At 42.0% G+C, this 13,339-nt stretch carries 9 protein-coding genes and 1 riboswitch; of the genes, 7 read left to right on the top strand and 2 right to left on the bottom strand.

Going from position 1 to position 13,339, the window contains the following annotated elements; all coding sequences use genetic code 11:
• Positions 1–36: 36 nt before the first annotated feature.
• Positions 37–1,416 carry a phosphoglycerate transporter PgtP gene (pgtP, locus tag PROVRUST_RS00620; protein WP_006812733.1) on the bottom strand — a complete coding sequence of 460 codons (1,380 nt, stop codon included), beginning with the start codon at positions 1,414–1,416 and terminating at the stop codon, positions 37–39.
• 370 nt (positions 1,417–1,786) lie between these two features.
• Here pgtP and PROVRUST_RS00615 point away from each other — a divergent pair, with 370 nt between their 5' ends.
• Genes PROVRUST_RS00615 through pgtA form a run of 3 tightly spaced genes read left to right on the top strand, consistent with a single transcriptional unit; the run spans position 1,787 to position 6,277 of the window.
• Positions 1,787–3,034, top strand: a complete 1,248-nt coding sequence (locus PROVRUST_RS00615; RefSeq protein WP_039853990.1) for an ABC transporter substrate-binding protein — start codon at positions 1,787–1,789, stop codon at positions 3,032–3,034.
• Positions 3,031–5,037 (top strand): two-component system sensor histidine kinase PgtB, encoded by a 2,007-nt coding sequence (pgtB, locus tag PROVRUST_RS00610; RefSeq protein WP_006812731.1) that lies wholly within the window; start codon positions 3,031–3,033, stop codon positions 5,035–5,037. The genes PROVRUST_RS00615 and pgtB overlap by 4 nt, the downstream gene beginning before the upstream one ends.
• A complete protein-coding gene (pgtA, locus tag PROVRUST_RS00605; RefSeq protein WP_006812730.1) occupies positions 5,030–6,277 on the top strand; it encodes a two-component system response regulator PgtA in 1,248 nt (415 codons plus the stop codon). Before pgtB ends, pgtA begins: the two co-directional genes overlap by 8 nt.
• A gap of 56 nt (positions 6,278–6,333) precedes the next feature.
• On the opposite strand, the gene yvcK is transcribed toward pgtA, so the two are convergent.
• Positions 6,334–7,242, bottom strand: a complete 909-nt coding sequence (gene yvcK / locus PROVRUST_RS00600) for a uridine diphosphate-N-acetylglucosamine-binding protein YvcK (protein WP_006812729.1) — start codon at positions 7,240–7,242, stop codon at positions 6,334–6,336.
• A 234-nt stretch (positions 7,243–7,476) separates the two neighbouring features.
• On the opposite strand from yvcK, the gene PROVRUST_RS00595 reads away from it, so the two are divergent.
• The 4 genes from PROVRUST_RS00595 to moaA all read left to right on the top strand — a co-directional run bounded on the left by PROVRUST_RS00595 (position 7,477) and on the right by moaA (position 13,328).
• Positions 7,477–7,974 (top strand): RNA polymerase sigma factor, encoded by a 498-nt coding sequence (locus PROVRUST_RS00595; protein WP_039853989.1) that lies wholly within the window; start codon positions 7,477–7,479, stop codon positions 7,972–7,974.
• Complete coding sequence (locus PROVRUST_RS00590) at positions 7,974–8,918, top strand: FecR family protein (protein ID WP_039853988.1); 945 nt, start codon at positions 7,974–7,976, stop codon at positions 8,916–8,918. The genes PROVRUST_RS00595 and PROVRUST_RS00590 overlap by 1 nt, the downstream gene beginning before the upstream one ends.
• Positions 8,919–9,042: 124 nt before the next feature.
• Complete coding sequence (locus PROVRUST_RS00585) at positions 9,043–11,700, top strand: TonB-dependent hemoglobin/transferrin/lactoferrin family receptor (protein ID WP_006812725.1); 2,658 nt, start codon at positions 9,043–9,045, stop codon at positions 11,698–11,700.
• Positions 11,701–12,218: 518 nt separating this feature from the next.
• Positions 12,219–12,358: riboswitch (molybdenum cofactor riboswitch) on the top strand.
• The gene (gene moaA, locus PROVRUST_RS00580) at positions 12,348–13,328 is read left to right on the top strand and encodes a GTP 3',8-cyclase MoaA (protein ID WP_006812724.1); all 981 of its coding nucleotides are present in this window, start codon (positions 12,348–12,350) and stop codon (positions 13,326–13,328) included. (Overlaps the previous riboswitch by 11 nt.)
• Positions 13,329–13,339 lie beyond the last annotated feature (11 nt).

The following is a 13,339-nucleotide window of genomic DNA, read 5'->3' as shown; positions in this document are numbered from 1 at the left end:
ATCTAAGGTATTAAATTGATAACTACCTTATCAGAATTAAGCGTTAGCTAGCTTACCTTGTGCTAATACAGTTTGGCGATTGCGCTCTAACTCTAATGCACCGAAGTGAGACAGTACACAGAAGATAATGCAGCAAACAATCCCACCAAGCAGTAGATAGAAACCTGCATGCCAGCCCATACGGTCAACAACGAAGCCAAACAAACTTGTTCCTAACGTTGCTCCAAGGATATAGCTCATAAATCCACGTAGACCTACCGCCGAACCTACCGCAAAACTAGGAACGATTTCCATGGTTTGTACTGATGCTAGGAATTGAGGAACATAAATTAAACAACCGACAACAGCGGCGAAGAAGGTCACCATTGCCAGAGACTGGCTCTGCCAGTAACCGATCAGACAGAAGAAAATCAGCGTCATACAAACGATCGCTAATGGCATTCTACGGCCTTTAAATAATTTATCAGTCAACCAGCCCGCTAATAGCGTTGATGGGATTGCTGCCCATTCGAAGAACAGAAACGCGACACTCATCTGATCTTTAGAGAAGTTTTTCTCTGTTAATAAATAGATAGGCAGCCAACTGATAACACCAAAGCGCACCATATAAACGAACACGTCAACAAATGAGATATACCAAGCATTTTTGTTTTTCAGTACATAAGTACAGAAAATTTGGAATGCGGTCATATTTTCTGGAGATTGTTCTTTCTGAGCTGAAGTCAAAATTACCTTTTCTTCTGGCATCATTTGATCCAGTGCAGGCAAACCTTCTTGTTTTGGAGAACCTTTACCAAGAACTAACACAACTCCAGCGAATAAAATCGCAACACAAGCAGGAACCATATAGCTCGCACTTTGCCAATGTTCTGTTCCCAGAACAGCAAATGCCGCCCCAACGATAGGTGCAACAATACCGCCGCCCACGTTATGAGATATATTCCAGAATGCGCCGATACGACCACGTTCACGACGTGGGAACCAGTTCGCAATCGTAATAAATGAAGGACCAACTCCCATACCTTGGAACAGACCGTTTAGTACGACAAAACCAACGAACAGCCAAAACGCATTACTGAAGCCCATCCCAAAGTTAACCACTGCGCATAAAATTAGACCAAAGGCCATAAATGCTTTTGGACTTGCCTTATCTGCAAGGCTACTCATGATCCCTTTACTAATACCATAAGCGATTAGCATACAGCTGGTTAATAAACCAATTTGAGTGGTGCTTAAATCTAAGTTTTCTTTTAGATATGGCGTTGATAGTGTGAAGTTATTACGCACAATATAGTAAGCCAAATAACCTAAAAAAACGCTCAGTAGTGCTTGAACGCGGTAACGCTTATAGGTTGCGGAGACTTGTTCCGTTGGAACTTGTTTTTTTGCCATGGCAGGTCGTAGAAATGACAGCATAGATTCACCTGTAAAATAGAGATAAAAAGAGAAAATTGCTCAATATATTTGTCGTTTTATTTCTGACAGGCTCATCATGTTCTTGTTGAAAAAATATCGCAATATTAATGGTTTGAGTCAAAACTGACTCAATTTAATATAGGTGTGGGTCAAATTGACTCATCTGAAAAAGAGGTCGGATGGATTTCAAAAAATGAGTAACTAATGGTTGATTTAATCACGCAACAATGAGAATAAAGCGGGTGACGTCAGTCATATTGGCAGAAAAGCGAAAAGGGTAAGATTTGCCTCAAATGCACTTTTACACAAAATCTAACTATTGTTGCTTTCTTTGATATTAATCACATCTACCTGTGGGATGAACACTCTAATGAGATCAATAAAGCTATTTCGCCCGCTGATGGCGCTCGTTATTTCACTTTCAGCTATGACGAGTTTGGCTAAAAGTGATGAGCTAGTGATTGCAACGACATTTTCTCCAGAAGCGACACTGGCAATAGTGAATAGTTGGAATGCACGCCCTGATGCGGTACCTATCCGTACGATTAATCGCACGAGTGCTTCATTAGAACGATTGCTGGATACCGAAGCTTTGGAGAATGTAGATTTAGTGCTGACGTCATCACCTATGCTGATGCGGCATTTACAGCAACATAATCGATTAGGGATGCTGGAAGGGATCCCAGAGTATTCTCAGCGGTTAACACCAACAATATTGACCGATTCTGTCGCTGCGGTGGCATTTTCTGGCTATGGTATTTTAGCTAACCGTAAGTGGATGGAACAGAGTCAGTTAGCTATTCCTAAAACATGGGATGACCTTACGGATAGCCAATATCAAGGAATGCTATTGATCAGCAGCCCATCCCGCTCGGATACTTATCATTTGATGATTGAGTCATTATTACAGCAGCGCGGCTGGGATGAAGGCTGGCGAATTTTACTGAGTATGTCGGGAAATTTAGCGACGGTTTCATCTCGTAGTTTTGGGGTAGCAGATAAAATCAAAGCAGGGCTTGGTGGAGCAGCACCAATCATTGATAACTATGCCAATATTTTACTCGCGGATCCTGAATTGGAATTTCACTATCTTCCTGATTCAGCGACATCCCCAACGTTTATTGCCATCACTCGATATAGCTTAGCCCCAGAAAAAGCACGACAATTTATTGATTTTTTACTTAGTGAACAGGGGCAGCAAATTTTTGCAGAGAGTAGTACAGGAAAATACCCAGTGACTCCACTGGTGGAAAATAGCCCGCGCAAAGATCAGCAGAGCCAGCTATTAAATTCACCAAAGCCGTTGGATGTCCAATTGGTATTGAAGCGCCAACGTTTAGTCCAGCAGTTGTTTGACGCTGCGATTACATTCCGCCTCACAGAGTCAAAAGATGCATGGCGGGCGGTTTATATGGCGGAAGCAAAATTAAAACGTCAATTACCTGAGGTTCGAAGGTTACTCACGGCAATGCCGGTGAGTGCGAAAGAGAGTGAAGACCCTGCATATTATTCACGCTTTGAAGATAACCGCAAAGCGGAAGAAGAATATATGCGTTGGCAACGTTTTTTCCAAGAACAGCAGCGTAAAGCGATTAATGCATTGGAAGCTATCAAATGAAAACGGCACTCATCAATTTAATTGGTCGTTTTAGCATTACCGCAATTTTACGCGGGGCTTTTATTGCCGGAACCATCATGACTCTAATTGTTAGCTGCGTCAGCCTATACGCATGGCAGGAGCAGAATAAACAAATTCGTTACGCCCTTGGGGATTATTTCCCAAGGATGCAGGCATCATTTCTGATTGAAGGACAGTTAAACACCTTAGTGAATGAGTTGAATGAGTTTTTAAAAGCGCCGAATACCTCAACCCGCTTGCAATTACGCAACCAAATTACCGCACATTTAGCGCAGATCGAGACATTTAATCAGAAGTTAACAGGGCAAGATCACCAGCAAATCGCCCTGATTGTGACTCAGAGCCAAGATTTACTGCATCGTCTGGATAGGGCGCTATACGCTCTATTTTTAGCGAGAGAAAAGGTGAATACGCTCTCTTCGCGCATCAATTGGCTGCATGATGACTTCAATACTGAATTGAACTCATTATCTCAAGATATTAGCCTACAACAGGGTTCATTGTTGGATAAGATTGAACAAGATCCTCGCCAAGCAAAAGGGTTACAAAGCCGCCTGCGTAATGTGCAAGGGGAGCTGCAATTGATCTACACATTGGCGCGTCTAGAAGAGCAAATCACCAATGCTCTTACCGGGCGTTTAAATGATATTCAAGGGGAGCTAGCTCATGAAGAACCCGTGGATGTCGGGGGATATGCTCGTTACCTGCAATATTTGAAATCCAATTTACAGGCGAATGAGCCAGCATTTAATTTATATCCTAGTTCGGTGACGTTACGTCAAACTATCGATGAATTATTAGATATCGGGTTATCCGATAGCCAGATGTTGGGCGTATTGCAAAATTATCAAACAGCGCAAGCTGAATTAAATGTCGTGACGGCAGAAAAAGACCGAATTCTTGCAGACTTTCGTTCCCAACTCGATTTACAGCTGGGCAGTAGCCATTTGCAATTACAGACTTTAAACCATCGACTAGCCAAAATTATGTCATGGAGTGGGACGACGATTATCATTACCGCAGGTTTAGCCTTATTGTTGGCATTATTATTGAATGTACTCTTTATTCGCCCAAGGCTAGTTAAGCGTTTTACGGCATTAAACCAAGCGGTTGCGAGGATCAGTATCGGTGATCTTACCACGACAATCCCAGTAGAAGGGCGTGATGAATTAGGACGAATTGCGATGCTGCTACAACGCAGTATTGACCAGATTAACCAGCAAAAAAGACAGCTTGAACAGGAAATCACGGATCGTAAGGCAATAGAAGAAAATTTACGCACTATGCAGAATGAGTTGATTCAAACCGCTAAATTAGCGGTTGTTGGCCAGACAATGACCACGTTAGCGCACGAAATTAACCAGCCACTGAATGCACTTTCCATGCATTTATTTATGGCGAAAAAAGCGCTACCAGAGCATGAGTGTGACACGGCCTTAACCGCATTAAATAAATCCGAAAAATTAGTGAAGCGCATGGATGGTATTATTCGCTCTTTACGCCAATTTGCCCGTAAACGGGATAATAATGAGCAATTACAACCAATTTGCTTGCGACAGTGTATTCAAGGTGCATGGGATGTATTGCTACTGCAACATAAAACTCGCAAGGTTGCGCTGCATTATCCAGAGGTGCTACCTAATGTTTTTGGGGATGAAATAGGCATTCAGCAAGTGTTGGTGAATTTGTTGGCAAATGCTTTAGATGCAAGTCCGACAGAAGCAGAAATTACCATTGATCACAGTGAAAACGGTAATATTCTCGAATTAACAATCAGTGATAATGGAAAGGGATGGCCACTGCATTTGGCTGATACGCTAATGAAGCCATTCACAACAAGTAAAGAGATTGGGTTGGGGGTTGGACTCTCGATTAGCCAATCTATCATGCAGCAAATTGGTGGTGAACTGCGTATTGCATCCACGCTTGCAGGTCATGGATGTGTGATTTTAGATTTTAAAAAGGTACCGCAAAATGCTTGATGACAGTTATGACATACTCCTCATTGATGATGATAAAGATGTATTAGAAGCTTATTGTCTATTGCTGACTCAAGCAGGATACCGAGTATATGAATGCGATAACCCATTAATAGCTAAAGAATTAGTGCATCGAGATTGGTGTGGCATCGTATTAAGTGATGTTTGTATGCCGGAATGTTCAGGTATTGAGCTGATGGCGCTTTTCTTAGAAAAGGATAAACATTTACCCGTGGTGTTAATTACCGGTCATGGGGATGTCCCGATGGCGGTGGAAGCCGTGAAAATGGGGGCTTGGGATTTTTTACAAAAACCAATTAACCCTGAATACCTACTGACTCAAGTTGAAAAAGCCTTGGCAGCCCGTAAGCAGCGGGTGTTACAGCGCCGCTGGGGTAAAAACCAATTAATGCTTAATTTTGTTGGATTAAGTGAGTGGTCCCAGCAGGTAAGAACACAATTGCAAGGGCTTTCTGAAACCTTGGTTGCGGTTTTTTTACAAGGGGAATTAGGGAGTGGGCGTACTTATTTAGCCCGTTATCTTCACCAAATTAGTACAAATCAGCAATCGCCATTGGTGATAAAAACCTTACTAAATGAGCAGGAAGTTCCCGTCGAAACGTGGGTTCACGAAGTGGGAGCGGGTACTTTGGTGATCAAGAATATTGAGTTATTACCGACGTCTCAGCAGCGCTATTTAGTTCAACATTTGCAGCAAGACCATCGGGGATTTCGTCTTATTGGCATTTCGGATCATCCATTGATAGCATTGACTAAGCAGCAACAGATTATCGCCGAGTTGTATTATTATTTCTCGTTAACTCAGGTCACTTGCCTACCACTGGCTCAGCGTAAGGCCGATATTTCCCCACTGTTTCATCACTATCTTGAGCTAGCGTGTACTCGCTTAAATCAGCCATTACCTTCACTGGATGACTCATTTTTGAAAAAGCTCAGCCGCCGCCATTGGCCGGGGAATGTAACTGAATTAGCCAATGCCGCTGAGCTATATGCGGTGGGGATTATGCCTATGGGGGAAACGGCAAACCCTCTGCTAGCACCAGTGGCTCCAACGGCACTGGATCAGCAAATTGAAAACTATGAGCGACAAATTATTACAGAGGCATTAAACATCCACCAAGGGCGGATTAATGATGTTTCTGAGTACTTGCAAATGCCACGTAAAAAGCTCTATTTACGGATGAAAAAGTATGGTTTGGATAAGCACCATTATCGGACTTAGAGGCAGGTATTAAGGAGTCAGTTACAGGAAGGCTGTAACTGACCAAAATAAAATTATTAAAGCAGTGGGATGGTATCTTCGATCGCTTGTAGAAGTAATTTTCTATCATGGCGATAGGGAACATCGTCCGCTTCCAAAACGCGCTGCACGATTTTACGCTCAAGACGAAGCTGACTAACATCTGTGCGGGGCCCAACAATCAGTGCATCAATTTTTTTACGTCCAATATGCTTTTCCATCATTACCAATTTTTCTGCTAATGAAAGATTGGCTGCGGAAGTGCTGAGTTCTTTTCCTAGATTACCGATATAAACCATAGGCGCGCGACTTTCTCTCAAGGCATCGGCAATATCATCGAGTAATAATAAAGGCATCAAGCTGGTAAAAAAGCTGCCGGGTCCGATCAAAATTAAGTCTGAGCGGTGAATAGCTTCAAGGGCTTCTGTTGTTGCTTTTACAGGAGGATACAAACGCAGTTCTTGGGGTAATACCTTCAAGGCATCTACATTTACTTCCCCGTAAACTTCGTTCCCCATATCATCAATCGCCATTAAATCTACAGGTGATTCAGACATTGGGATCAATTGAGCATCAACTTTGAGCATATTGCGGATGAGGTTGATGGCTTCCAAAGGACGTACACTGAGGTGATCCAATGATTTCAACATCAGGTTGCCTAGGTTATGCCCGGATAACTCCCCGGTACCTGCAAAACGATACTCAAACATTTTAGAGGCAATAGACGGTTCTGTGATCAACTGGTTGAGGCAGTTACGCATATCACCCCAAGCAATTCCCCCTTCTGAGCGGCGAATACGACCAGTTGAACCACCATTATCTGTAGTGGTGACAATTCCAGTTAAACGGGAGCCTAAAGATGAAAGTGAAGACATCACACGACCCAGCCCATGTCCGCCCCCAAGAGCGACAACATGCCTAAGACCTGTCAGACTGCTGTTCGGCATAGTGTTCCTATATCAGTAATCATGTTTCTAGAGTTATATCTAAAACAAATTTGGCGCTAATCTATCATAAAACCGCATTTGAAGTTCACTTACCGTGATAAAAAACAATAAAAAAGAAACTTTTGGATTTTTCAGATGTTTGCACCAAAAATACAGGTTGCTAGTTCCCATTTGATGTTAATAACTATAATATGTAAATAATTCTCATTTACATTATTGGTGTTATGGCTTGATATGTCAGATTCAGAGTTACAATGCCTGTTTGCTCGTCACTCTTCCTCACTATGTCGTTATCTTAATGGTTATCTGAAAGACTATAATTTAAGTATGGATATCATGCAGGAAAGCTTTGTGCGTATGGCGGAGTTAATGAAACATTCCCCCATTCAGGATGTGGATGCCTATCTTTATAGAACCGCTAAAAACTTGATGATTGACTATTTTCGTCAGCAGAAACGACACTCAGCCACCGCCATCAGTGAGGTGCAATGGGAGTCCGTGCCCTCTAAAACGAAAAGCCTTGAAGCTCAGACAATTCGAGAGCAACAAATTCAGCAAATACAAAATATTATAGGGACATTACCCCTGCGAACTCAGGAAATTTTCCGGCTACACCGCGAAGATGGAATGACCCAAAATGAAGTGGCAGAAACGTTAAATATTTCGTTAAGTACCGTTGAAAAACATTTAGCCAATGCGTTAGCTATGCTCATCCATAAATGGAGAGATTAATGGAGAGTCAATATTCAAATAAACCTTCTGAAATTGAGGAAGTCGCCGCTTTCTGGGTTATCAAAACGACTCAAAAAAACTTAACCTCCCAAGAGGAGCATGAGTTTCAACAATGGGTTACGACATCAGAACAACATCGGAACGCCTATTTTAAAGCTCGGCAACTGTGGGGATTAACCTCTGGGATCGCATTATCCGTTCAAAAGGGATCAAGCCGAAAAACAGGCAATATAAAATTTGCTCCCCGTTGGATTGCGATGGCATCAGCCTTAATTTTAAGTGTGTTCTCATTCGCGATTTGGTCATTTTTAAGCCAAGAGTCTGTAGATTATCAGGCTAAAAATGGTGAAATTTTACACATTATATTACCCGATGGTAGCCAAGTTGATTTAGACAGTGGAGCTGCGATAACGCTCGAATTTAATGAGGGTTATCGGCAAGTTAATTTACATTCTGGTCGAGCCTACTTTTCAGCGGCACCTATTTCAACTCAAGAGCCACGACCTTTTCGGGTTAAAGCAAACAATGGAACAGTTCAAGCCTTGGGAACGGAATTTGAGATTGACACCCAAGAGAAGCAGGTCAATGTTGCTGTCTATGAACATCAGGTACAAATAACCTTGTTGTCTGGGGAGACTCAGCGGGTCATAGCGGGGGATCAGGCATCTTATCAGCAGCATATATCACCAATGGTACCTGCTAACATTCAGCATGGAGTTTCGTGGAGAAAAGGGCTGATTATTTTCCAGCAAAGCAGTGTTGATCATGTTATCCATGAACTGAGCCGGTATAGAGAAAAACCTATAATTTTATTGGGCAATCCACCCCAAGCCATGATTAGTGGCGTTTTCCAGATAGATTCTGTCGAAAATGCGTTATTAACTGTCACCAGTTCGAAAGGGTTATCAGTCTCTGAATTACCTTTTTTCACTCTAGTTTATTGATATTAAATGTTTTGGTTATTTTGATAACAAATTATTAAAAATTTATTTACGGGTTTTATGTTATTTGTCGTCTTAATCTAAGTGATTATGATTTTCATTACCATTATCATTTTTAGGATGAGAAATGACAAATAAAAAGTTCGATTATAAAAAAGCAGTACTGGGGATTCACCTTGCATTAATGGCGCTACCCGCCATCTCTTTTTCTAACTATGCGCACGCAGATAAATTGAGCCAGACAGCTTCACTTTCTATTCCTGCTCAACCTCTTGATTCAGCACTGCTCCAATTTGCCCAACAAGCTAATATGGAGATTTTTATTGATAGCCAAGAGATTAATGGACTGAACAGTCAAAAAATACAGGGCAATATGTCAATTCAAAAAGGGCTGAACCAATTGATTGGCGCTAATCCTATTCTGTATCAAATTGATGGAAACCGAATCTCGATTCAACGAATTAATAAAGCAGCTGATGATAATTCGGTCATTGTATTGGATAAAATTACGGTCACGGCAGCACCTCATCAACAAGGTGATTGGGTTTATAGCACTCCATCGTCCGTCAGTGTGATCAGTAAAAAACAGATTGAAGATAAACCTCCAAAACATATCGCTGATTTGCTGGAGTTAACAACTGGGGTCTATTCTAGCGTGAGTCAGCAAGATCCCTCACTGTCTGTCAATATTCGTGGGATCCAAGATTATGGACGGGTCAATATGAATATTGATGGGATGCGCCAAAATTTCCAAAAAAGTGGTCATGGGCAGCGTAATGGCACCATGTATATCGATTCAGAACTTCTTTCTGGGGTTGAGATTCAAAAGGGAAATAGCAGCGGAATGGGGAGTGGGGGCACATTAGGTGGCGTCGCAACATTCAACACGGTTAGTGCATCCGATTTTTTATCTAAAGATAAAACATTTGGCGGGAAGATCCATGCGAGTACGGGAACAAATAATACCCATTTTATTGGCAGTACCGCGTTAGCATTGGGAAATGAGCAGGCGGATCTCTTATTTGCTGCTAGTGAACGTCGATTAGGTGACTATAAACCGGGTGTGCATGGGGATATTGGCGATATTCGGATCAATAATGAAACTGGGCATTATGACCAACTCGTTCATGACCTAAAGCATAGCCGTATTACGGACAGTAATTATCAAATGACGTCCTATTTGGCAAAAGCAGGTTGGAATTTTGGTGACTCGCAGCGTCTACAACTCAATTACCTTGAAACCAAAGTTGCGACACCAAATGCAGGCACACTCACCAATCTATCAGGAACATGGCCGTATAAATTGGGCTGGAAAAGTAGTGGGTTTAGTGATGTGACGACAAAAAATTACGCGCTGGATTATAGCCAATATAGCGAAAGCCCATGGAGTGTTGAATTAAAAGGAAAAGTGTATTTCGTTGATACCAATGACGACACCCAAACCTACTCAACCAGTAAAGTTTTTAACAATGGTTATCAAATGAATACCCGTGTGAAAACGCTAGGATTACAGTTAGAAAATCACTCAGAAATTGAATTTAATTATAACCATGTTTTAAAAGCACACTATGGATTAGAAGCTTTTCAGGATAAGGCCAGCAGTGATTCCACCAAAGTGTCTGCAAATGGGGTGACACCAGACGGTAAGCGTTCCTTAAGTTCGCTATTTGCCACATTAACCTATGAACATGATGATTGGCTCACTCTAGAAGGTGGGCTGCGTTATGATTATTATCAGTTAAAAGGGCAGACCAGTATGCGCTATCGAGTCTTTCCTTATACGAAAGACAACCCATGTAAAGCATCAAGCCTGCGTAATTGTAAAAGTGTTGAAGTTAATCGCGTCTGGGATGTGGATGATGCCCAAGGGGAATTTTCACCCAACATCAAGTTAGCGATTCGGCCTAATGTCGAATGGTTGGAACTGTATTCAAGCTATGGGCGCTCTTGGCGTCCACCGGCTATCACCGAAACATTAACGTCGGGAAGTGCGCACAGCTCATCCACTCAATTCCCCAATCCTTATCTAAAACCTGAAAGATCGAATTCTTGGGAGGTTGGAGCCAATGTTAACTATCCAAATTTAGTGCTTGAAGAGGACCGATTATTAGCCAAAGTTGCCTATTTTGATACGCGGGTTGATAACTATATCAATCTCGCGATTAACCGAACAAAACCGGGAATGGTGAGTCCGAGTATTGGTAATGCGGCGTACAGCAATAACCTTGTAGCGACCCGTTTTAGGGGCTTTGAGTACCAAGTTAATTATGATGCGGGCTTTGCTTACGCAGATTTAACGTTCACTCATATGATCGGCAAAAATGAATTTTGTGCTCGCCGTGCTTGGTTAGGGGGTGTTCAGACATTTACTAAAGAAAATCGCCCAGGAAATTGGTACGCAGAAGATGATGTTCAACAAAATGATCATGTGAATTGTGATGGCGCAGCAGTGTTTAGTAGCGCTGCAAATTTACCGGGTGATAGAGGTTCCTTCACATTAGGTGGTCGCGCCTTTAATCGGAAACTTGATGGCGGAATGATTATTCGCTTTACACCGGGATTCCAAGACCATTCAGCACAAAGTAATCAGCCCTATTTGGCTGACTGGCCTAAATACACATTGGTGGATCTGTATGCGAGTTACGCGTTAACCGATGATTTAATTATTCGGGGGAATGTCGAAAACTTAACCAATAGGGCTTATGTTGTGAGCTACGGCGAAAGTCTTTCCAATACGTTAGGGCGTGGAAGAACGATTAGCGGTGGCATTGAATATCGTTTTTAATGCTGATATCAAGGTATGGGGAATTTCTCCATACCGATTTAGGAATGATAATTTGGTGAGTATGATTTATTAAATTAAATGTTATCAGGCACTAATCATTTTTGAACTCGCTGGAAATCAATTCATCCCGTACCTTTCTTTCTGCCATTTAACTTCATTTTTTATCTTACTTTTGGAGTCTATCGGGATTTTGATAACTCAATGTACTGTATTGATGTGACTGAAATTTGGTTCTATACAAAAGTGATCTACAACAAACAATGTGCATTGAATTAACGTTACTTTGACAGCAATTTGACACTTAATTCCCTATCATTCCAGAGAAGATAATAGAAAATTATCCATAATAATAAGGACTTCTGAGACTCCGGTTTATAAAACGCAAATCGTTGTATAATAAGGTATATATCGTATTCGAGTTCGCTTTTTACTTTGCAATAGGCTAAAATCCTTACAGAAAATAAGTGAACCTAGTGACTATGATGTTTTTAACCATTTAAATTCAATTTAGTTACCCGGCTCCTGTAAAACTCCTAGCCTTTGCATCTAAGTTCAGCCACTGAATATGATGTTCAGGCCGTGACCTCAGAGTCGCCAGGGTGCAAGATAGAAATGTCTGCATCTCCCGTATTTGGAAAGGTGTGAATATGCAGCAACTTGTCGATCAATTTGACCGAAAATTTTACTATCTTCGTTTATCTATCACCGATGTATGCAACTTCCGTTGCACATATTGCCTACCTGATGGTTATAAACCGAGTGGCCGCCACGAATTTTTAACGCTGGATGAAATCCGTCGAGTAAGCCGTGCTTTTGCCGATTTAGGCACAGAAAAGGTACGTATTACGGGTGGTGAGCCGACAATGCGGAAAGATTTCAGTGATATCATTGCGGCTATTCGCGAAAACCAATCGATTAAGAAAATCGCGGTTACCACCAATGGCTACCGTATGGCGCGTGATATACAAACATGGCGCGATGCCGGACTGAACGCGGTGAATGTCAGCGTCGACAGTCTCGATCCTCGTCAATTTGCAGCGATCACTGGGCAAGATAAATTTTTTCAGGTTATGCAAGGCATTGATGCGGCCTTCGAGGCTGGCTTTGAAAAAGTCAAAGTCAATGCAGTCTTGATGAAGAATGTCAACGATGTTGCCCTAAAATCCTTCCTCAATTGGATCAAGCATCGTCCAATTCAATTGCGTTTTATTGAGCTCATGGAAACAGGAGAAGGCAGCAGCCTATTCCAGCGTTACCATGTGTCTGGTGAAACCGTGCGTGACCGCCTGATTGCTGAAGGCTGGTACATGCTTCCTCGTTCTCGCAGTGATGGTCCAGCCCAAGTATTTAGTCACCCTGACTATCAAGGTGAAATTGGGTTGATCATGCCGTATGAAAAAGATTTTTGCCAAAGTTGTAACCGATTAAGAGTCTCTTCTTTGGGAAATCTACATTTGTGTCTGTTTGGTGAAAATGGCATTCCACTACGTGATCTACTGGGCGATGATAATCAAAACGAAGCACTGAAAGCCCGTCTTCAAAGTGGTTTGCGTTCTAAACGTGAGACGCATTTTCTTCATCAAGGCGACAGCGGGATCACCCCAAATTTATCCGTTATCGGCGGCTAATAATTTTTTGA

Origin of the sequence: Providencia rustigianii DSM 4541 (genome assembly GCF_000156395.1) — a bacterium.
In the GTDB taxonomy this organism is placed as follows: Bacteria; Pseudomonadota; Gammaproteobacteria; order Enterobacterales; family Enterobacteriaceae; genus Providencia; species Providencia rustigianii.
This window is presented reverse-complemented; position numbering and strand designations above follow the sequence as displayed.